Below are 21,158 nucleotides of genomic sequence, written 5' to 3' on the forward strand. Positions count from 1 at the left end.
TGTCGCTGCACGAGCGTGAGCTGCTGCAGCGCTTCCGCCAGCTCTCCCACCGACAGCAAAACGCACTGGTGGCCCTCATCGCTCACGACGTGGAAATGGCCGCCGACGCCTCCTGAGGCGTGTAGCGAGCACAAAAAAGCCAGCGCAAGCTGGCTTTTTTTATGGGTCTGTCGCGGCCTTGTCGCCGGCAAGCCGGCGACCCGGGGTTACAGCAAGAAGATGGTGGCCAGGCCCAGGAAGATGAAGAAGCCGCCACTGTCGGTCACGGCCGTGATCATCACGCTCGAGCCCATCGCCGGGTCGCGGCCCAGGCGGGTCAGGGTCATCGGGATCAACACGCCCATGAAGGCTGCCAGCAGCAGGTTCAAGGTCATCGCCGCAGTCATCACCAGGCCCAGCGACCAACTGCCATACAACCAGAACGCCACCGCACCGATCACCCCACCCCAGATCAGGCCATTGAGCAGCGACACCGCCAGCTCCTTGCGCATCAGGCGGCTGGTATTGCCCGGCGACACCTGGTCCAGCGCCATGGCGCGAACGATCATGGTGATGGTCTGGTTACCGGAGTTGCCGCCGATACCGGCAACGATCGGCATCAAGGCTGCCAATGCCACCAGCTTCTCGATCGAGCCCTCGAACAGGCCAATCACGCGCGACGCCACAAAGGCGGTAATCAGGTTGATGGCAAGCCAGGCCCAACGGTTGCGCAGCGAACGCCAGACCGAGGCGAAGATGTCTTCTTCTTCGCGCAGACCGGCCATGTTGAGGACTTCGCTTTCGCTCTCCTCACGAATCAGGTCGACCATTTCATCGATGGTCAGGCGGCCGATCAAGCGGTCGCTCTTGTCTACCACCGGCGCCGATACCAGGTCGTAACGCTCGAAAGCCTGAGCCGCGTCGTAGGCATCTTCCTCGGGGTGGAAGGATACCGGGTCGGTCGCCATGACCTCCGCTACCTTCTTCTCCGGGTCGTTGACCAGCAGGCGCTTGATCGGCAGCACGCCCTTGAGGATGCCGTCGTAGTCGACCACGAACAGCTTGTCGGTGTGGTTGGGCAATTCCTTCAGGCGGCGCAGGTAGCGCAGCACCACTTCGAGGCTGACATCTTCGCGGATGGTGACCATCTCGAAGTCCATCAGCGCACCGATCTGCTCCTCGTCGTAGCTCAACGCCGAGCGCACGCGCTCACGCTGCTGGGCATCGAGGCTTTCCATCAGCTCGTGAACGACGTCACGCGGCAGCTCGGGCGCCAGGTCGGCCAGTTCGTCGGCGTCCATTTCCTTCGCCGCAGCGAGGATTTCGTGATCGTCCATGTCGGCGATCAGCGATTGGCGGACGGCGTCGGATACTTCGAGGAGGATGTCGCCGTCGCGATCCGAGCGCACCAGCTGCCAGACCGTCAGGCGGTCTTCCAGGGGCAAGGCTTCGAGGATATAGGCGACGTCTGCAGGGTGCAGGTCATCGAGCTTGCGCTGCAGCTCGACGAGATTCTGACGGTGGACGAGGCTTTCCACCCGGTCATGGTGATGACCTTCCTGACGGTGGGTCAGGTCCTCTACCACGCGCTGGCGCTGCAACAGTTCGACCACCTGGGCCAGACGATCCTGCAGGCTCTCTTGAGCTTTCTTTACTTCTACTTCAGTCATAGGCGAACTCCACTCCCAGCAGCGGAGCACGCCGGGAGAATCAATCGGTCAGATCAATCTGTATAAAACTTGTTAAGGAGTAACTACTGGGTAAGTCCATGGTGGGATTCCACAAGCCCCGGCGGGGCTGACGGGCGCAATCATACACTGCCTAAGCTGTCAGATCGCTTAAAATTTTGGCCAGAACAATCGTTTGCGCGATAAAGCTAGGACAACGCTCGAAGCCAACAGTGCGACGCAGGGTGCCAAGCAAAGAACACATCCGCCGCGCGAAAGATGGCTGGGCCGGTTACTTTGCAGTCTAGTCAGGCATCACCGAGAATTCAGTGAAAACAGAAAACAAAAAGCCCGCTCAAATGAGCGGGCTTCTTGATGTATGGCGGACTCAGCAGGATTCGAACCTGCGACCGCTCGGTTCGTAGCCGAGTACTCTATCCAGCTGAGCTATGAGTCCGTGGTTGGTAGTTTTAGACCAGGTTACCACTGGTGGGTTGAAATGCCTTTGCAAGCAAAGCCACTTCAAAAGTGGCGGACTCAGCAGGATTCGAACCTGCGACCGCTCGGTTCGTAGCCGAGTACTCTATCCAGCTGAGCTATGAGTCCGTGGTTGGTAGTTTTAGACCAGATTACCACTGGTGGGTTGAAGTGCCTTCGCAAGCAAAACCACTTCAAAAGTGGCGGACTCAGCAGGATTCGAACCTGCGACCGCTCGGTTCGTAGCCGAGTACTCTATCCAGCTGAGCTATGAGTCCGTGGTTGGTAGTTTTAGACCAGGTTACCACTGGTTGGTTTGAAGCAGCCTTGCAAGCAAAGCCACTTCAAAAATGGCGGACTCAGCAGGATTCGAACCTGCGACCGCTCGGTTCGTAGCCGAGTACTCTATCCAGCTGAGCTATGAGTCCGTGTCTTGCCGCGCATAATAGTTCGCTGAAACATTTTTGCAAGAACTTTTTCGTTTAACTTCAACGACTTAGCGTTCTTACCGATTACAGCGCCCTAAGCGAATAATGGCGGTGAAGGGGGGATTCGAACCCCCGATACCCTTATGAGGTATACTCCCTTAGCAGGGGAGCGCCTTCGGCCACTCGGCCACCTCACCGCAACACGAGGCGAATATTAAACAGGCTCTTCCTCGTTTGCAACCCTTTTTTTGAAAAAAACTTCAAAAAAATTAAAGGCTTGGCTCTTCATCCTTCTCTTTCTTGATCCGCAGGTAGATTTCCTCGCGGTGAACGGCCACTTCCTTGGGCGCGCTGACGCCGATACGCACCTGGTTGCCTTTGACGCCAAGCACCGTCACGGTGATCTCGCCGTCTCCAATGATCAGGCTCTCGGCGCACCGACGAGTCAGAATCAACATAGCTTTCTCCTTACGCAAAACATTCAGGGATAACAGTCTTGGAATGACGGGCCACGGCTGCGGACGACAGCTCCAGGCCCGGTTGGCCACCACGCCGGCAGGACAGGGCCTGCGCGACAGCCAGAAACGCGAAGGGCGCGGCTAAGCCGCGCCCTTCTGGCAAGGCCTTACTCGCCCTGTCGGGCCGGAGCGTCAAGCTCGAACGCGGTGTGCAGCGCGCGAACGGCCAGCTCCAGGTACTTCTCTTCGATCACGACCGAAACCTTGATTTCGGAGGTGGAGATCATCTGGATGTTGATGCTCTCCTTGGCCAGGGCTTCGAACATGCGGCTGGCAACGCCCGCGTGGGAGCGCATGCCAACGCCGACGATCGAAACCTTGGCGATGTTGATGTCGCCACTCACTTCACGGGCACCGATCTCGCGCGCGGTGTTTTCCAGCACGGCGTGGGCCTTCTCGTACTCGTTGCGGTGCACGGTGAAGGTGAAGTCGGTGGTGTTATCGTGCGAAACGTTCTGCACGATCATGTCCACTTCGATGTTCGACGCGCTGATCGGGCCGAGGATCTTGAAGGCGACGCCCGGGGTGTCCGGCACGCCGCGAATGGTCAGCTTGGCTTCATCACGGTTGAAGGCGATACCGGAAATGATCGGCTGTTCCATGGATTCCTCTTCATCAATGGTAATGAGGGTACCCGGACCCTCCTTGAAGCTGTGCAGCACGCGCAGCGGAACGTTGTACTTGCCGGCGAACTCCACCGAACGGATCTGCAGCACCTTGGAGCCGAGGCTGGCCATTTCCAGCATCTCTTCGAAGGTGATCTTCTCCAGGCGGCGCGCCTGGGGCACGACACGCGGGTCGGTGGTGTAGACGCCATCGACGTCGGTGTAGATCTGGCACTCGTCAGCCTTGAGCGCGGCCGCCAGGGCCACGCCGGTGGTGTCGGAGCCACCCCGGCCAAGGGTGGTGATGCTGCCGTGCTCGTCGACGCCCTGGAAACCTGCCACCACCACCACGCGCCCGGCCTTGAGGTCGGCGCGAATCTTCTGGTCGTCGATCTGCAGGATGCGCGCCTTGTTGTGCGAGCTGTCGGTGAGAATGCGCACCTGGTTGCCGGTGTAGGACACCGCCGGCACGCCACGCTTGATCAGGGCCATGGCCAGCAGGGCAATGGTGACCTGCTCGCCGGTGGACACGATCACATCCAGCTCGCGCGGAACCGGCTGGTCGGTAATCTGCTTGGCCAGGTCGATCAGGCGGTTGGTTTCGCCGCTCATGGCCGACAGCACGACCACCAGGTCGTCGCCCGCCTCACGGTGTTTCTTGACCTTGTCGGCAACCTGCTCGATCCGCTCGATGGAACCGACAGAGGTGCCGCCAAATTTCTGTACGATCAACGCCATTTCAATGGTGCCTCAGCCCATACAGGGCCCCAAAAAAACCATCCAACATGACGGGGCGGCGACTAGACCGCCGCCCCGTCATCTCAAAGTCCCTGCTCTGCGAACGGCACGGCCAGCGCCAGGGCCTGGTCCAGCGCAGCGACGTCGACGCCACCACCCTGGGCCATGTCCGGACGGCCACCGCCCTTGCCACCCACTGTTGCTGCGGCTTGTTTCATCAGGTCGCCAGCCTTGAGTTGGCTGGAGAGGTCTTTGGTCACGCCGGCCACCAGCACGACCTTGCCCTCATGCTCGCTGCCCAGCAGGATCACTGCGTGGCCGAGCTTGTTCTTCAGCTGATCGACCAGCGCCAGCAGGGCCTTGCCATCCTGCCCGTCGAGGCGGGCGGCAAGCACCTTGGCACCTTTGACCTCAACAGCCGCGTTGGAGAGATCATCCCCGGCGGCGCTGGCGGCCTTGGCCTGCAGCTGTTCCAGCTGCTTCTCCAGCTGACGGTTGCGCTCGAGCACCGCCGACAGCTTGTCGATCAGGTTGTCACGGTTGCCCTTGACCAGTTGCGCCGCTTCCTTGACCTGCTCTTCGGCAGCGTTCAGGTAGGCCAGCGCCGCTTCGCCGGTGACCGCTTCGATACGGCGCACGCCCGAGGCCACGCCGCCTTCGCTGATGATCTTGAACAGGCTGATATCGCCGGTGCGCTTGGCGTGGATACCGCCGCACAGCTCGACGGAGAAATCGACGCCCATGCTCAGCACGCGCACGGTGTCACCGTACTTCTCGCCGAACAGGGCCATGGCGCCCTTGCGCTTGGCGGTTTCGATATCGGTGATTTCGGTTTCCACCGGGGTGTTCTTGCGCACTTCGCGGTTGACGATGTCTTCCAGTGCCTTGATCTGCTCCGGCTTCACCGCTTCGAAGTGGCTGAAGTCGAAACGCAGGCGCTGGCTGTCGACCAGCGAGCCCTTCTGCTGCACGTGGTCGCCCAGCACCTGGCGCAGCGCTTCGTGCAGCAGGTGGGTGGCGGAGTGGTTCAGCGAGGTGGCGTGCTGCACCTGGGCATCGACCTTGGCCTCGACCGGCGAGCCGATGACCAGCGCACCGTTGGCCACCACGCCGTGGTGCAGGAAAGCGCCGCCGGTCTTGGTGGTGTCGCGCACGTCGAAGCGCGCAGCACCGGCCTGCAGGTAGCCGCTGTCGCCGACCTGGCCACCGGATTCGGCGTAGAACGGCGTGCGGTCGAGCACGACCACGCCCTCTTCGCCTTCACCCAGCTGGTCGACCGACTGGCCATCCTTGTACAGGGCGATGATCTTGCCCTGGCCTTCGGTGGCCTCGTAGCCGAGGAAGTCGGTCGCGGTGTCGACCTTGACCAGGCTGTTGTAGTCCATGCCGAAGGCGCTGGCGGAACGTGCACGCTCACGCTGGGCGTCCATCTCGCGCTCGAAGCCGGCCTCGTCGATGGTCAGCTCGCGCTCGCGGGCGATGTCGGCAGTCAGGTCCATGGGGAAGCCATAGGTGTCGTACAGCTTGAACACCACGTCACCAGGCACCACGTTGCCCTTGAGCTGGGCCAGGTCCTGCTCGAGGATGCGCAGGCCCTGCTCCAGGGTCTTGGCGAACTGCTCTTCTTCAGCCTTGAGCACGCGCTCGATGTGCGCCTGCTGGCTCTTGAGCTCAGGGAAGGCCTCGCCCATCTCGGCCGCCAGGGCGGCGACGATCTGGTAGAAGAAGCTGCCCTTGGCGCCCAGCTTGTTGCCGTGGCGGCAGGCGCGACGAATGATGCGGCGCAGCACGTAGCCGCGGCCTTCGTTGGACGGCAGCACGCCGTCGGCAATCAGGAAGCCGCAGGAACGGATGTGGTCGGCGACCACTTTCAGCGAAGCCTGGCCGTCGTTGCTGCAGCCGATGGCCTTGGCCGCAGCGGACAGCAGGTTCTGGAACAGGTCGATCTCATAGTTCGAGTGCACGTGCTGCATGACCGCACTGATGCGCTCCAGGCCCATGCCGGTGTCCACCGACGGCGCTGGCAGCGGGTGCAGCACGCCATCGGCGGTGCGGTTGAACTGCATGAAGACGTTGTTCCAGATCTCGATGTAGCGGTCGCCATCTTCTTCCGGCGAGCCGGGTGGGCCGCCCCAGATGTCGGCGCCGTGGTCGTAGAAGATCTCGGTGCACGGGCCGCACGGGCCGGTGTCGCCCATGGTCCAGAAGTTGTCGGAGGCGTATGGGGCGCCTTTGTTGTCACCGATGCGCACCATGCGCTCGGCCGGCACGCCGACTTCCTTGGTCCAGATGTCGTAGGCTTCGTCGTCGCTGGCGTAGACGGTGACCCAGAGCTTTTCCTTCGGCAGGTTCAGCCACTTGTCGGAGGTCAGGAAGGTCCAGGCGAAGGTGATCGCGTCGCGCTTGAAATAGTCACCGAAGCTGAAGTTGCCCAGCATCTCGAAGAAGGTGTGGTGACGCGCGGTGTAGCCGACGTTTTCCAGGTCGTTGTGCTTGCCGCCGGCACGCACGCACTTCTGGCTGCTGACGGCACGGGTGTAGGCACGCTTCTCCGCGCCGAGGAAGCAGTCCTTGAACTGGTTCATGCCGGCATTGGTGAACAGCAGGGTCGGGTCGTTGTTCGGGATCAGCGAACTGGAGGCGACTCGGGTATGTCCCTGCTCTTCGAAGAAGCGAAGGAAGGCTTCACGGATTTCTGCGCTTTTCATAGGTTCTTCCACGGAAACGGCGGCCCTGTTGGGCAAACACGTCGACGAAACGACGGCAAAGGGCCGCATTATATCGGTCCTGCAATCTCGGTGCAGTGTGTTTATGCGATAGAAAGCGTCGATTGGACGGCTTTTCAGCTCAAGCAAACGAAAAAGACATGACCGGATGCTAAATGCAGGCTTTTGCCGCTGGCAAGCCAATTACCGCCCAAGGGAAGGGAAAATGGAACAGGCGGTGAATTAAATACTTTTAATGGGTCTGTTGGGATCCAATGGTCGCCGTTCTGGCCCTATCGCCGGCAAGCCGGCTCCCACAAAAACTCAGGGCTGTGCCCTACCTGTGGGAGCCGGCTTGCCGGCGATAGCGGCAGCGAATTCACCCCAACCGCTGCCCCGAGTCGGGGACGATGAGAATCCCGGCACGCAGCCCATTCCTGACCTTGGGATTGGGGAAGATGATTCGCGCGCCCTCCTCCTCGACCACCCAGCGCATCTCCGCAAGGTCCTCAGCCAAGAGGTAGCCCTTGCTCAGCTCGGAGAAGTTTTCGATATCCGCCGGCAGGTGCAGGTGGAAGCTGTCACTGTGCTTGATGATCTCGCGGGCAACGCTGAACAGCTTCAACCCGTCCAGCGAGCCATCGTTCTCAGGCTCAGTGCCCTCGATGATGCGAATCAGCCGCTCTTCGAGCCTGTCGAGGTTGACCTGCTCGTTCTGCCCGAACGGCCGCGCCTTGCCCAGCTCCAGGGTGAATGCCTCGGCATCGAGCTGCTCGTAGGTGAAGGCACTGAAGGTGATCGACGACTTGCTCTGCAACAGCACCGCCTCCATGCCGGCTGCCGCCAGGCGGGCCAGCTCGCGGCGCGAATGCTTGCGCCCCTCTTTATAAGGGTACAAGGCGAACTGCTCGATCTTCGAGCCACGGATGGCAGTATGCAGGTCGTAATGCAGGCGGGTGCGCTCGGGCTTGCTGAAGAACACCCGGGCAAATTGTTCGAGCTCCGCGGCACGCAGTGCCTCGAAGCCGCTGGAAAGTTCGTGGCGGCCATTGAACAGGCGGTTGATGTCCTGCTCGATGAAGCGCTCGCCCTTGCGGATCGCCACCGGGTTGCCGAACAGGAACAGCACCCGCGCACGGGGCTTGATCTTGCCGTTGGCCACGCCATGCAGCAGCCGCTCGAGCAGCTCGATCGGCGCCGTCTCGTTGCCGTGGATGCCGGCCGAGAGCAGCAGGTCCAGCCCACAGTCCTCGGTTTCCGGCGGGCGTACCTCCAGTGCGCCCTCGCCCAGCCAGCGCAACCGCACGCCCTTGGGTGTCACTTGGGTCTTCTCGGCCGGCTCGTGATCGGTCAGGGTCAGCTCAAGCAGTTTGCCAAGGGCGAGCATAGGCGCTTCCTTAGTGGTGGTGGCCGCAGTCGGGGCCATGGACGTGATCGTCGCCTTCACCGGCATCGGCCGGCTCCATCTCCAGCTGCAGGCTGACCAGGTTGGTGGCCATCGGGCGCAGCAGCAGGTTGGCGTACTCGGTGTCGTTTTCATCGACATCCACGCCGATCAGCAGCTGGCCGCGGCCATCTTGCTGAATCCACACTTCCTTGCCTTGCCAGACCACGGCAAAGCGCGTGCAGGAGGTTTCCAGCTGGGTGCCGTCGGAATCTTCGAGGATCAGGCGCATGGCGTCGGTCATTACAGGTTCTCTCTTCAAGGTTGGCGTTGGAACGGATAGACCGAACCCAACTTCAGGATCTGGGTCAACTCATCCAGCGCGGTACGGCATTCCACCAGCAACTGCGGGTCGGCAAGGTCCGCTTCGCCAAGGCGGTCGCGGTAGTGCTTGTCGACCCACTGCAGCAGCGTGTCGTACAACGGGGCGGTCATGATAACGCCTGGATTGACCGCCGCCAGTTCCGTTTCCTTCAACGCCACGCGCAAGCGCAGGCACGCGGGGCCACCGCCGTTCTGCATGCTCTGCTTGAGGTCGAACACCTTGACCTCGCGCACCGCGCCGCCCTGGGCGGTCAACTGGTTCAGGTACGCCCAGACCCGCTCGTTGTTGCGGCACTCTTCCGGCACCACCAGCAGCATCGAACCATCTTCGCGGCTCAGCAGCTGGCTGTTGAACAGGTACGAACGCACTGCGTCTTCTACCGTCACGGCCGCGCGTGGCACCTGGATGGCCTGGAAATGGCCACCCTTGCTGGCCAGTTTAGCCTGTAGTTGGCCAAGCACCGCATCGGTCTCGAGGAAGGCATCCTCGTGGTAGAACAGCACCTCGCCGTTGCCCACCGCGATCACATCGTTGTGGAACACGCCCTGGTCGATCACCGCCGGGTTCTGTTGAGCGTAGACCACCCCGTGTTCGCTCAGGCCGTGCAGCCGGGCCACGGCCTGGGAGGCTTCAAGCGTCTGGCGCGCGGGGTATTTCTGCGGTGCCGGGTAGCGGCTGTCGAAGGCACTGCGGCCGTAGACGAAGAACTCGACGCCCGCTTCGCCATAGCGGCGGCAGAAACGCGTGTGGTTGGCCGCGCCTTCGTCACCGAACTGCGCAACCGCAGGCAGCGCCGGGTGATGGGCAAAGTGCCTGTCGTCGTTGAACATGGCCGCCAGCACGCGGCTGGTGGTCGGGTGCTCGATGCTGCGGTGGTACTTGCAGTTGAGGTTGGCGGCGGTGAAATGCACGCGGCCATCGGCGGTGTCGGCGCTGGGGCTGACAGTGGCGGCATTGGCCACCCACATGCTCGACGCCGAACAACTGGCGACCAGCAGCGGCATGGCCTCCTTGGCGGCGCGCTGGATCACCTCGGCATCGCTGCCGGCAAAGCCCAGGCGGCGCAGCGCCGCCACGTCCGGGCGCTCCTGCGGCGCCAGCACGCCCTGCTGGAAGCCCATGTCGGCCAGCGCCTTCATCTTCGCCAGGCCCTGGCGCGCCGCTTCACGCGGGTTGGACGCCTGCTGGCTGTTGCTCTGCGAAGCCACGTTGCCGTAGGACAGGCCGCCATAGTTGTGGGTAGGCCCCACCAGGCCATCAAAATTCACTTCATAGGATTTCATCGGCTAGGCTCCGAGACCTGTTGTTATAGGGTGACGCCCGGCGTCAGCGACGCCGGCAAGGCAAGGCTGGCGGTCTCCAGCGAAGCCACCGGGTAGGCGCAGTAATCGGCCGCGTAATAGGCACTGGCGCGGTGGTTGCCGCTGGCCCCTACCCCACCGAACGGCGCACTGCTGGCGGCGCCGGTCAGTTGCTTGTTCCAGTTGACGATGCCGGCGCGGCTGCGCAGCCAGAAGTACTGGTAGCGCGCCCGGGAATCGGACAGCAGGCCGGCGGCCAGGCCGTATTGGGTGTTGTTGGCCTCGTCGATGGCGGCATCGAAGTCGGCGTAGCGGATCACCTGCAACAGCGGGCCGAAGAACTCTTCATCCGGGCGCTCGGCCACTGCGGTCACATCGACGATGCCCGGCGTCAGCAGCGCAGCGTTGGCCTGTGGCTGGGTCAGGGGCAGCAAGGCCACCGCGCCCTTGGCGAGCAGTTCAGCCTGGGCCGCCACCAGGGCCTGCGCCGCCTGCAGCGAGATCACCGCCCCCATGAAGGGTGCTGGCTGCTGGTCGAAGGCTCCGACTGTTAGGGTCTTGCTCACCTCGACCAGACGCGCGATCAGCGAATCGCCCCAGGCCCCTGCCGGCACCAGCAGGCGACGGGCGCAAGTGCAGCGCTGGCCGGCGGAGATGAAGGCCGACTGGATGATGGTGTACACCGCGGCGTCGAGGTCCTTGACCTGATCGACCAGCAGCGGGTTGTTGCCACCCATTTCCAGGGCCAGGATCTTGTCCGGGCGCCCGGCAAACTGCTGGTGCAAGAGGTTGCCGGTGCGGCTGGAGCCGGTGAAGAACAGCCCATCGATCCCCGGGTTGGCAGCCAGGGCCACGCCGGTTTCGCGAGCGCCCTGGACCAGGTTCAGCACGCCCGCCGGCAGGCCGGCGGCAATCCAGCAATTGACCGTGAGCTCGGCAACCTTGGGCGTCAGCTCGCTGGGCTTGAACACCACGCAGTTACCCGCCAGTAGCGCCGGCACGATATGCCCGTTGGGCAGGTGGCCGGGGAAGTTGTAGGGGCCGAACACCGCCACCACACCATGCGGCTTGTGCCGCAGCACCGCCGTGGCATCGGCCAGCGGCCCGCTCTTTTCACCGGTGCGCTCGCGATAGCTCTGCACCGAGATCGCCACCTTGTTGACCATGCTGGTGACTTCGGTGGCCGATTCCCACAACGGCTTGCCGGTTTCCTCGCCAATGCAGTGGGCCAGGGCTTCTGCATGCTGCTTGAGCTGCTCGGCGAATTTTTCCAGCACGTCGATGCGCGCTTCCAGGCTCAACTGCGCCCAGGCCGGGAAGGCCTGGCGAGCGGCTTGCACGGCAGCCTCGACCTGGCCGGCAGCAGCGCCCTGGCCTTGCCAGATGACCGCCTGGGTCACCGGGTTGAGCGACTGCAGGGTATCGCCCTGGCCGGCCTGCCAAGTGCCGGCAATGTAATGCGTGGTCATTTACTGGGCCTCCCGGCTTGCCGACAGCGGCACGGCGCGCACGTTGTCGCCCGCACCCATGCGCAGGCGCTTGGCGGTCAAGGGGTCGACCACCAGGGTGCCAGCGGCCAGGCGCGCGGGCGCAGCGGTGATGCGGCAGTCATCGCGCTTGCGGTTGTGGATGATGTATGGCGTGGCGTCGTCGCCTGGGGTGCCGACAGCCAGCACCAGGTTCTGGCTTTCGCGCACCGCGCGGATCTTCGAGGTTTCGCACTCGATGGCGGGGCCGGCGTCGAAGATGTCGACGTAGCCCTGGTAGCTGAAGCCTTCCTGCTTGAGCATGGCCAGCGCAGGCTCGGTGTCGGTGTGCACGCGGCCGATCACATTGCGCGCCGCCTCCGACAGGAAGCAGGTGTACAGCGGGAACTTGGGCATCAGCTCGGCGATGAACGACTTGTTGCCCACGCCGGTGAGGTAGTCGGCCTGGCTGAACTCCATCTTGAAAAAATGCCGGCCCAGGCTTTCCCAGAACGGCGAGCGCCCCTGCTCATCGGACATGCCGCGCATTTCGGCGATGATCTTGTTGCCGAACAGCTCGGGGAACTCGGCGATGAACAGCATGCGCGCGCGCGACAGCAAGCGGCCATTGAGCCCGGAACGGTAGTCACTGCGCAGGAACAACGAGCACAGCTCGGAATTGCCGGTCAGGTCGTTGGCCAGGAACAGGGTCGGGATTTCGCGGTAGATGTTCAGCTCCTGCGAGGCGCTGACGGTCAGGCCGACCCGGTAGTTGTACCAGGGCTCGCGCAGGCCGACGGCACCGGCGATGGCGCTGATGCCCACCACCATGCCTTCATCGTTTTCCAGCACGAACAGGTAGTCGGTGTCGCCACGCTCGGCTTCGCCACGGAAGCTCTTCTCGGCCCAGCCGACGCGGTGGCCGAGGCGCTCTTCGTTGGCCGGCAAGGTGGTCAGGCCGGTGGTACCGGTGCTGCGAGCCAATTCGATCAGCGCGGGTAAATCGCTGCTGCGTACAGGACGAACGATCATGCTATCTCCTTGTGCGGCAGCGAGCGCCACCGCAAAACTCTGTTCCCAGGCTTCAGACCGCGACCAGGCGCACGCTGGCGCCCTCGCCCACACCCAGCGCTTCGGCGGCGTCGGCGCTCAGGCCGACCGGCTTGCCCGGCACCCAGTCCAGCTCCAGCAGCACGGCGCGGTAGTCCTGCAGCTGGCCGTTGCACACCAGGTACTGGCGCCCGCCCTTGGCCGGCGCCTCTTCCAGCTTCACCGGCACCACGCGGCTCTGGGCGATCGAGCGGATGCCCGAAGCCCGCGCATGCAGGGTCGGCCCGCCGTCGAAGATGTCGATGTAGTGCTCGGTCTCGAAGCCTTCGCGCATGAGGATGTCGAAGGTGATCTGCGCACGCGGGTGCACCTGGCCCATGGCCTCTTGCGCAGCGTCGGGCAGCAGTGGCACGTAGATCGGGTAGTGCGGCATCAGCTCGGCGAGGAAGGTACGGCTCTTCAGGCCGCACAGGCGCTCGGCGTGGGCGTAGTTGAGGTCGAAGAAGTTGCGCCCGATGGCGTCCCAGAACGGCGACTCGCCCTGCTCGTCGCTGTAGCCGACGATTTCGGTGACCACCGACTCGGCGAAGCGCTCCGGGTGCGAGGCCATGAACAGCAGGCGGCCGCGCGAGTTGAGCTCGGCCCAGCCGCTGTCGACCAGCTCGGGCAGCACGTAGAAACTGGTCAGCAGGCTGTTGCCGGTGAGGTCGTGGCACAGCGACAGGACGTGGATCTTGTTGTGGATCTTCAGCTCGCGCGAGGCGTGCACGAAGGTCTCGTTACGAAAGCTGTAGAACGGCTCGGAATAGCCGGCCGAGGCGACGATGGCCGAGCAACCGGCAAGCTTGCCGGTGGCGCTGTCCTCGAGCACGAAGAAGTAGCTCTCCTCGCCATTGAAGCTCACTTCGGCAGCGAACGAGGTTTCCGAGGCGGCAATCTTGTCGCCCAGGCGGGCAGCATCGTCCGGCAGCGAGGTGACACCAACGGGGCTGTCCGCAGCCATGCGCTGCACTTCGTTCAGATCAGCCATTTGCGCGGGGCGCATCACCAGCATGGTGTCACTCCTTTGGAAAAACTGGCCGTGCACGACGGCGCGAGAAAACGGCGGGTGCCTGCATGCACGCACCCGCTGTGAAAATCAGGGTTCGCCGGCGCGGGTGGGCGCCGGCGAGCGGATCGCAGGCGAATCAGCCCTTGATCAGGTTGGCCACGGCGCGCTCGAAGCGCTCCAGGCCTTCATCGATGTCGGCGTCCTCGACCACCAGGCTCGGCGCGAAGCGCACCACGTCGGGGCCGGCCTGCAGCACCATCACGCCTTCCTTCTCGGCGGCGTTGAGGATGTCCTTGGCCTTGCCCTTCCAGGCATCGCTCAGCACGCAGCCGATCAGCAGGCCGACGCCGCGCACCTGGATGAACAGGCCAGTCTGTTGGCCGATCTTCTCCAGGCGGGCCTTGAAGCGTTCGTGCTTGGCCTTGATGCCGGCCAGGGTCTCTGGGGTGTTGATCACGTCCAGCACCGCGCAGGCCACGGCGCAGCCCAGCGGGTTGCCGCCGTAGGTGGTGCCGTGGGTGCCGACCGCCAGGTGCTTGGCGATGTCGCTGGTGGTGAGCATGGCGCCGATCGGGAAACCACCGCCCAGGCTCTTGGCGCTGGTGAGGATGTCCGGGGTCACGCCGTAGTGCTGGTAGGCATACAGCGAGCCGGTGCGGCCGACGCCGGTCTGCACTTCATCGAAGATCAGCAGCGCGTTGTGCTCGTCGCACAGCTTGCGGGCGCCTTCCAGGTAGGCCTTGTCGGCCGGCACCACGCCGCTCTCGCCCTGGATCGGCTCGATCACCACGGCGCAGGTCTTGTCGGAAATCTGTGCCTTCAGCGCTTCCAGGTCGTTGTATGGCACATGGCTGATGCCGGTGATCTTCGGGCCGAAGCCGTCGGAGTACTTCGGCTGGCCGCCGACGCTGACGGTGAACAGCGTGCGCCCGTGGAAGCTGTTCACGGTGGCGATGATTTCGTGCTTGTCCGGGCCGAAGCGGTCGTGGGCCACGCGACGGGCCAGCTTGAAGGCGGCCTCGTTGGATTCGGCGCCGGAGTTGCAGAAGAAGGCACGCTCGGCAAAGGTGGCGTCGACCAGCTTGTGCGCCAGGCGCAGGGCCGGCTCGTTGGTGAAGACGTTGGAGACGTGCCAGAGGGTGTTGGCCTGATCGGTCAGGGCCTTGACCAGCGCCGGGTGGCAATGGCCCAGGGCGTTCACCGCGATGCCGCCGGCAAAGTCGATGAGCTCACGGCCCGACTGGTCCCACACGCGGGAACCCTCGCCTCGCACAGGAATGAAGGCCGCCGGAGAATAGTTGGGAACCATGACCTGGTCGAAATCGGCACGTTGCACCGGGGCTTGCTCAACGGACATCTGAGTCTCCTGAAGAGGAACGCTGGCCTGGAAGTGGCGAGCGATGGGGGGATTGTAAGGACTGATCCGCGCCTGTCCTTGCGGCCAAGCGACAACTTGTTACAGCGCAAAACCCTGTTTTAGCCAGGCTTTCGGCAATGCGACAAACACTGTCGCAATCGCGCAGTGTAACGGCAGCGGGGGGCTGGGTGAACGGGTGTTCACATAAGAAAGGACGGTGGCTGTACCGGCCCCATCGCCGGCAAGCCGGCTCCCACAACAACCTGCGCCAGCTCGATGATTGTGGGAGCCGGCTTGCCGGCGACAGGGCCCGACCGGACGGCGAAGGTTTCAGCCCTTTTCGGCAGGCGCCGAACTCAACTCGAACGGGCTGCTGCTACGGCGCTGATTGCGGTCTTCGCGCGGCGTCGCACCAAAGAAGTTGCGGTAGGCACTGGAGAAATGCGGCCCCGAGGAGAACCCGCAGGACAAGCCGATCTGGATGATCGACTTGCTGGTCTGCATCAGCATCTGCCGCGCCTTGTTCAGGCGCAACTCCAGGTAATACTGGCTGGGCACGCGATTGAGGTACTGCTTGAAGATGCGCTCCAACTGCCGGCGCGACACGCACACGTGCTGGGCGATTTCGTCGGTGGTCAGCGGCTCTTCGATATTGGCCTCCATCAGCAGCACCGCCTGGGTCAGCTTCGGGTGGCTGGAACCCAGGCGATTCTGCAGCGGAATGCGCTGGCGCTCGCCCCCTTCGCGGATGCGCTCGACCACCAGCTCTTCGGACACCGCCCCCGCCAGCTCCGCGCCATGGTCACGCGCCAGCACCGCCAGCAGCAGGTCGGTCACCGCCATGCCGCCGCAGGCCGTGAGGCGGTCACGGTCCCAGTCGAACAGGTGGCTGGTGGCAATGACCTTGGGGAAGCGCTCGGCAAAATCGTCCTGCCAGCGCCAGTGCACCGCCGCGCGGTAGCCATCGAGCAGGCCGAGCATGGCCAGCGGGTACACGCCGGCAGACAACCCGCCAATCATGCAACCACTGCGCGCCACCTGCTTGAGCGCCGCCGACAGGGCCGAGCCGATCGCCTGGGGCAAGTCGTCCGCCAGCAAAAACAGCTTGTGGCAGCCTTCCAGGCGGCCATTCCAGGGCTCGCCCGGCAGACGCCAGGCGCCCTCCTCGGCAGGCTCGGCCTGGAGGAAGGCCAGCTCGTAGACCACGTCCGGATGCACCCGCTGGGCCACCTGCAACACCTCCTCCGCCAGCGCCAGGGTCAGAGGCTTGGTGCTGGGCCAGATGAGAAAACCGATTCGCTGGGTGGTCATAGGGTAAGGTCCGAAACCTGAGGTCGTTCGCGTCTGTGGCGCCGTGGGCAGGCTGTGCTCGCTGCGCAGCATGCCCTATTCTGGTGCAAAGATGCAGCCTTTACTTGAGGCTGCCCGAGAGAAACTGCTTGAGCCGCTCGGATTGCGGGTTGGCCAGCACTTCGCGCGGGCAGCCGGTTTCTTCGACCAGGCCCTTGTGCAGGAACACCAGCTGGTTGGACACCTCGCGGGCAAAGCCCATCTCGTGGGTCACCACCACCATGGTGCGGCCTTCCTGGGCCAGCGCCTGCATCACCTTGAGCACATCGCCCACCAGCTCCGGGTCGAGCGCCGAGGTCGGCTCGTCGAACAGCATCACCTCAGGCTCCATGGCCAGGGCCCGGGCGATTGCCACGCGCTGCTGCTCACCGCCGGACATGTGCCCAGGGAAGGCGTCCTTGCGGTGCGCCACGCCCACCTTGGCCAGGTAGTGCTCGGCCTTTTCCAGGGCTTCCTTCTTGCTCACGCCGAGCACGTGCACCGGCGCTTCGATGATGTTCTCCAGCGCCGTCATGTGCGACCACAGGTTGAAATGCTGGAACACCATCGACAGGCGCGAACGCATGCGCTGCAGCTGGCGCGGATCAGCCGCCTTGAGCGCGCCGTCCTTGCCGGCGACCATCTTCAGCTCTTCGTTGTTGAGCAGGATCTTGCCCGCGTGCGGCTGCTCGAGCAGGTTGATGCAGCGCAGGAAGGTCGACTTGCCCGAACCGCTGGAGCCGATGATGCTGATCACATCGCCTGCCTTGGCCGCCAGGGACACGCCCTTGAGCACTTCATGGCTGCCGTAGCGCTTGTGCAGGTCTTGGACTTCGAGTTTGTACATGCTGTCGGTTCTCACAGAGCGTTCAGTGCTTGCGCGGCGCCAGGTAGCCGAGCCAACGGCGTTCGGCCAGCTTGAACAGGCGCACCAGGATGAAGGTCAGGCACAGGTAGAACACGCCCGCCGTGATGTAGGCCTCGAAAGGCAGGTAGTACTGGGCATTGACCGTGCGCGCGGCACCGGTGATGTCGATCAGGGTCACGATCGACGCCAGGCTGGTGGTCTGCAGCATCATGATCACTTCGTTGCTGTACTGCGGCAGCGCCCGACGCAAGGCCGAAGGCAGCAGGATGCGGCGGTACATCTTCATGCGCGACATGCCCATGGCCTTGGCCGCCTCGATCTCGCCATGGGGCGTGGCCTTGAGGCTGCCGGCGATGATTTCGGCGGTGTAGGCGCTGGTGTTGACGGCAAACGCCAGGCAGGCGCAGAAGGTCGCGCTGGACAGCCACGGCCAGAAGATGCTCTCGCGCACCGCCTCGAACTGGGCCAGGCCGTAGTAGATCAGGAACAGCTGCACCAGCATCGGCGTACCGCGGATGACGTAGGTGTAGAGCCAGGCGCTCATGTTCACCAGCGGCTGCTTGGACACCCGCATCAGCCCCAGCGGCACCGCCGCCAGCAAGCCGAACAGCAGCGACAGCGCCAGCAGCTTGAGGGTGGTCAACAGGCCGCCAAGGTACAGCGGCATGGCTTCCCAGATGACGTTGTAGTCGAAAATCATAGCTCAGCCACCTTGACGCCCACCGAGTAGCGCTTCTCGAGATACTTCAGGGCCAGCAGCGAGACGCTGGTGATCACCAGGTACAACGCCGCCACCGCCAGGAAGAAGGTGAAGGGTTCGCGGGTGGCGTCTGCCGCCTGCTTGGCCTTGAACATCATGTCCTGCAGGCCGACCACCGAAATCAGCGCGGTGGCCTTGGTCAGCACCAGCCAGTTGTTGGTGAAGCCCGGGATCGCCAGGCGGATCATCTGCGGCACCAGGATGCGGAAGAACACCTGGCGGTTGCTCATGCCATAGGCCACGCCGGCTTCGGCCTGGCCCTTGGGAATACCGAGGAAGGCGCCGCGGAAGGTTTCCGACAGGTAGGCGCCAAAGATGAAGCCCAACGTACCGATACCCGCCACCAGCGGGTTCAGGTCGATGTAATCGTCATAGCCGACCAGCGGCGCCACGCGGTTGATGATGTCCTGCCCGCCGTAGAAGATCAGCAGGATCAGCACCAGGTCCGGAATACCACGGATCACCGTGGCGTACATATCGCCCAACCAGGCCAGCCAGCGCACCGGCGACAAGCGCAGCGCCACGCCAATCAGGCCGAGCACGATGGCCAGGGCCATCGACGACAGGGCGAGCTGCAGCGTCAGCCACGCCCCGTCGAGGATGACTGCCCCGTAGCCTTTCAACATGATGAGGTCCTCGACCTAGAGAATGAAAAATGGTGCAAACCTCAGAGCCTCTGCTGTTTGCACCATTGCACAGGTGAAACTCGACGACTTAGTTCGAGTCTGGACCGTAGATGTCGAAATTGAAGTACTTGGCTTCGATCTGCTTGTACTTGCCGTTGGCACGAATCGCGTCGATCGCCTGGTTGATGCGCTCGCGGTTGGCGTCGTCGCCCTTGCGCACGGCGATGCCGATGCCGTCACCGAAGTACTTCGCATCCGTGAACGCTGGGCCGACGAAGGCGAAGCCCTTGCCGGCGTCGGTTTTCAGGAAGCCATCTTCGAGCAGGGTGGCATCGGCCACGGTGCCGTCGAGGCGGCCAGCGGCGACGTCCAGGTAGATTTCGTTCTGGGTGCCGTATGGCACGACGGTAGCGCCCTTGGGAGCCAGCACTTCCTTGGCGAAGCGGTCGTGGATCGAGCCGCGCTGCACGCCGATCTTCTTGCCGCTGAGCTCGCTCAGGCTGTCGCTGACGGTGGTGCGTTGCTTCATGACCAGGCGCGCCGGGGTCAGGTAGTAGCGCTTGGTGAAGTCGACCGACTTCTTGCGATCGTCGGTGATCGACATGGACGACAGGATGGCGTCGATCTTGCGCACTTTCAGCGCCGGGATCAGGCCGTCGAACTCCTGCTCGACCCAGGTGCACTTGGCTTTCATCTCTTCACACAGGGCGTTGCCGATGTCGTAGTCGAAACCGGCGATGCTGCCGTCTGGCTGCTTGAAGGCGAAGGGTGGGTAGGCGGCTTCGATACCGATCTTCAACGGTTTTACATCTTCGGCCTGCGACACCAGGGAAAACACGGAAAGCGCCAGGGCGCCAAGCAGTGCGAGCTTCTTCATCAGGTAACTCCATCGGTACGGGGCAATACAAGGCAGGGGAAACAACTGCCCGTTATGCGAATGGGTACAACGCGAGCCGCGCAGGGTTCGACCAAGGTCGCAGACCACGAGCGAGTGAGTGGCATTTTAACGACAGCCCGGTAGTCGATATTTCTTCAAAGCGACAACTACTTACAGAAGCGCCTGAAACCGCAGCGGGCGAGGTTGACAGCCTTTGCAGAATATGCAAGAGCGCAAGAAATAGAACCCATAGGACTAGCAATTACTGGGCCTATTATTGGCAAAGCCTTGTGTTACGGCAAGTGTAGCGTGCTGCGTTGCAAAAAATGGCTATGACAGCGCACCGAATCGGGTCATAAATGTTCCCGGGCGCCTCGTTTTTGTGCGAAAGCGGTGACAGAAGAGTTACCGATGAATGTCGGGTAACACTTAAGCAAAAACCCCGCCGGTTGCCCGAGCGGGGTTTTTGCTTAAGCCGGGGCCGCTTTGCGGCCCAATCGCCGGCAAGCCGGCTCCCACAATGGAGTGGCAGTGGCTGCGCGATCCCTGTGGGAGCCGGCTTGCCGGCGATTGGGCTGCAACGCAGCCCCAAGTACCTCAGGCAGTCGCCAGGCTCATCGCCTTGTGGGTGTCGATCAAATGCTGCACCACCCCTGGGTCGGCCAGGGTCGAGATGTCCCCCAGCGCATCGTATTCCCCCGTGGCAATCTTGCGCAGGATGCGCCGCATGATCTTGCCCGAGCGGGTCTTGGGCAGCCCCGGCGCCCACTGGATCACGTCCGGCGAGGCGATCGGGCCGATTTCCTTGCGCACCCAGTTCTTCAGCTCCAGGCGCAACTGCTCGCTCGACTCCTCGCCGGCATTGAGGGTCACGTACACATAGATGCCCTGGCCCTTGATGTCGTGCAGCACGCCCACCACCGCCGCCTCGGCGACCTTGGGGTGGGAAACCATGGCGCTCTCGATCTCGGCGGTGCCCATGCGGTGCCCGGAGACGTTGAGCACGTCATCCACCCGGCCGGTGATCCAGTAGTAGCCATCTTCGTCGCGGCGCGCGCCGTCACCGGTGAAGTACATGCCGCGGAAGGTCTTGAAGTAGGTGTCGACGAAGCGGTCGTGGTCGCCGTACAGCGAACGCGACTGGCCCGGCCAGGAGTCGAGGATCACCAGGTTGCCCTCGGCGGCGCCCTCGATCAGGTTGCCCAGGTTGTCCACCAGCGCCGGCACCACGCCAAAGAACGGGCGGGTCGCCGAGCCTGGCTTGAGCGCGGTGGCGCCTGGCAGCGGGCTGATCAGCACGCCGCCGGTCTCGGTCTGCCACCAGGTGTCGACGATCGGGCAACGTTCCTTGCCGACGGTCTTGTAGTACCAGTTCCACGCCTCGGGGTTGATCGGCTCGCCCACCGAGCCCAGCAGGCGCAGGCTGGAGCCGTCGGCACCGGCCACGGCGGCCTCGCCCTCGGCCATCATCGCGCGGATGGCGGTGGGCGCGGTGTAGAGGATGTTGACCTTGTGCTTGTCGACGATCTTCGACACGCGGGTGATGTCCGGGTAGTTCGGCACGCCTTCGAACAACAGCGTGGTCGC

Annotated in this window: 17 protein-coding genes, 5 tRNA genes and 1 pseudogene; 1 reads left to right on the plus strand and 22 read right to left on the minus strand. The window is 63.4% G+C overall.

The window, feature by feature from the left end:
• A pseudogene (locus tag B3E94_RS12025) lies at window positions 1-116 on the plus strand (DNA-binding protein); the annotation flags it as partial.
• A gap of 90 nt (window positions 117-206) precedes the next feature.
• On the opposite strand, the gene mgtE reads toward B3E94_RS12025, so the two are convergent.
• From mgtE to B3E94_RS12135, 22 genes are all read right to left on the minus strand, one after another.
• Window positions 207-1,649, minus strand: a complete 1,443-nt coding sequence (mgtE, locus tag B3E94_RS12030) for a magnesium transporter (protein ID WP_176515773.1) — start codon at window positions 1,647-1,649, stop codon at window positions 207-209.
• A 377-nt stretch (window positions 1,650-2,026) separates the two neighbouring features.
• Window positions 2,027-2,103, minus strand: a tRNA-Arg gene (locus B3E94_RS12035).
• 72 nt (window positions 2,104-2,175) lie between these two features.
• Window positions 2,176-2,252, minus strand: a tRNA-Arg gene (locus tag B3E94_RS12040).
• A gap of 72 nt (window positions 2,253-2,324) precedes the next feature.
• A tRNA-Arg gene (locus tag B3E94_RS12045) sits at window positions 2,325-2,401 on the minus strand.
• A gap of 73 nt (window positions 2,402-2,474) precedes the next feature.
• Window positions 2,475-2,551: transfer RNA gene (locus B3E94_RS12050), tRNA-Arg, on the minus strand.
• A 106-nt stretch (window positions 2,552-2,657) separates the two neighbouring features.
• Window positions 2,658-2,748, minus strand: a tRNA-Ser gene (locus B3E94_RS12055).
• Window positions 2,749-2,820: 72 nt separating this feature from the next.
• The gene (gene csrA / locus B3E94_RS12060) at window positions 2,821-3,009 is read right to left on the minus strand and encodes a carbon storage regulator CsrA (RefSeq protein ID WP_003254503.1); all 189 of its coding nucleotides are present in this window, start codon (window positions 3,007-3,009) and stop codon (window positions 2,821-2,823) included.
• A 167-nt stretch (window positions 3,010-3,176) separates the two neighbouring features.
• Complete coding sequence (locus tag B3E94_RS12065; RefSeq protein WP_176515771.1) at window positions 3,177-4,412, minus strand: aspartate kinase; 1,236 nt, start codon at window positions 4,410-4,412, stop codon at window positions 3,177-3,179.
• A gap of 83 nt (window positions 4,413-4,495) precedes the next feature.
• A complete protein-coding gene (alaS, locus tag B3E94_RS12070; RefSeq protein ID WP_286913670.1) occupies window positions 4,496-7,120 on the minus strand; it encodes an alanine--tRNA ligase in 2,625 nt (874 codons plus the stop codon).
• Between the two features lie 376 nt (window positions 7,121-7,496).
• A complete protein-coding gene (astE, locus tag B3E94_RS12075) occupies window positions 7,497-8,504 on the minus strand; it encodes a succinylglutamate desuccinylase (RefSeq protein WP_176515767.1) in 1,008 nt (335 codons plus the stop codon).
• Between the two features lie 10 nt (window positions 8,505-8,514).
• Window positions 8,515-8,805 (minus strand): topoisomerase II, encoded by a 291-nt coding sequence (locus tag B3E94_RS12080; RefSeq protein ID WP_176515765.1) that lies wholly within the window; start codon window positions 8,803-8,805, stop codon window positions 8,515-8,517.
• Between the two features lie 14 nt (window positions 8,806-8,819).
• On the minus strand, window positions 8,820-10,169 hold the full coding sequence (astB, locus tag B3E94_RS12085) for an N-succinylarginine dihydrolase (RefSeq protein WP_286913671.1): 1,350 nt from the start codon (window positions 10,167-10,169) through the stop codon (window positions 8,820-8,822).
• Between the two features lie 23 nt (window positions 10,170-10,192).
• Window positions 10,193-11,656, minus strand: a complete 1,464-nt coding sequence (gene astD / locus B3E94_RS12090) for a succinylglutamate-semialdehyde dehydrogenase (RefSeq protein ID WP_286913672.1) — start codon at window positions 11,654-11,656, stop codon at window positions 10,193-10,195.
• Complete coding sequence (astA, locus tag B3E94_RS12095; protein ID WP_176515759.1) at window positions 11,657-12,685, minus strand: arginine N-succinyltransferase; 1,029 nt, start codon at window positions 12,683-12,685, stop codon at window positions 11,657-11,659.
• A 52-nt stretch (window positions 12,686-12,737) separates the two neighbouring features.
• Window positions 12,738-13,757, minus strand: a complete 1,020-nt coding sequence (aruF, locus tag B3E94_RS12100; protein ID WP_286913674.1) for an arginine/ornithine succinyltransferase subunit alpha — start codon at window positions 13,755-13,757, stop codon at window positions 12,738-12,740.
• Window positions 13,758-13,890: 133 nt separating this feature from the next.
• The gene (locus B3E94_RS12105; protein WP_286913676.1) at window positions 13,891-15,111 is read right to left on the minus strand and encodes an aspartate aminotransferase family protein; all 1,221 of its coding nucleotides are present in this window, start codon (window positions 15,109-15,111) and stop codon (window positions 13,891-13,893) included.
• Between the two features lie 330 nt (window positions 15,112-15,441).
• Window positions 15,442-16,422 (minus strand): transcriptional regulator ArgR, encoded by a 981-nt coding sequence (gene argR, locus B3E94_RS12110; protein ID WP_176518122.1) that lies wholly within the window; start codon window positions 16,420-16,422, stop codon window positions 15,442-15,444.
• A gap of 100 nt (window positions 16,423-16,522) precedes the next feature.
• On the minus strand, window positions 16,523-17,287 hold the full coding sequence (locus B3E94_RS12115) for an ABC transporter ATP-binding protein (protein WP_008096710.1): 765 nt from the start codon (window positions 17,285-17,287) through the stop codon (window positions 16,523-16,525).
• A gap of 22 nt (window positions 17,288-17,309) precedes the next feature.
• Complete coding sequence (locus tag B3E94_RS12120; protein ID WP_176518121.1) at window positions 17,310-18,008, minus strand: ABC transporter permease; 699 nt, start codon at window positions 18,006-18,008, stop codon at window positions 17,310-17,312.
• The gene (locus B3E94_RS12125) at window positions 18,005-18,694 is read right to left on the minus strand and encodes an ABC transporter permease (RefSeq protein ID WP_176518120.1); all 690 of its coding nucleotides are present in this window, start codon (window positions 18,692-18,694) and stop codon (window positions 18,005-18,007) included. Before B3E94_RS12125 ends, B3E94_RS12120 begins: the two co-directional genes overlap by 4 nt.
• Before the next feature lie 88 nt (window positions 18,695-18,782).
• Window positions 18,783-19,571 carry an ABC transporter substrate-binding protein gene (locus B3E94_RS12130; protein WP_286913678.1) on the minus strand — a complete coding sequence of 263 codons (789 nt, stop codon included), beginning with the start codon at window positions 19,569-19,571 and terminating at the stop codon, window positions 18,783-18,785.
• A gap of 597 nt (window positions 19,572-20,168) precedes the next feature.
• On the minus strand, window positions 20,169-21,158 hold a 990-nt coding region (locus B3E94_RS12135; RefSeq protein WP_286913679.1), incomplete at its 5' end, for an AMP-binding enzyme.

The sequence above is a fragment of the Pseudomonas sp. UBA6315 genome, from assembly GCF_002438125.1.
Lineage (GTDB): Bacteria > Pseudomonadota > Gammaproteobacteria > Pseudomonadales > Pseudomonadaceae > Aquipseudomonas > Aquipseudomonas faucium.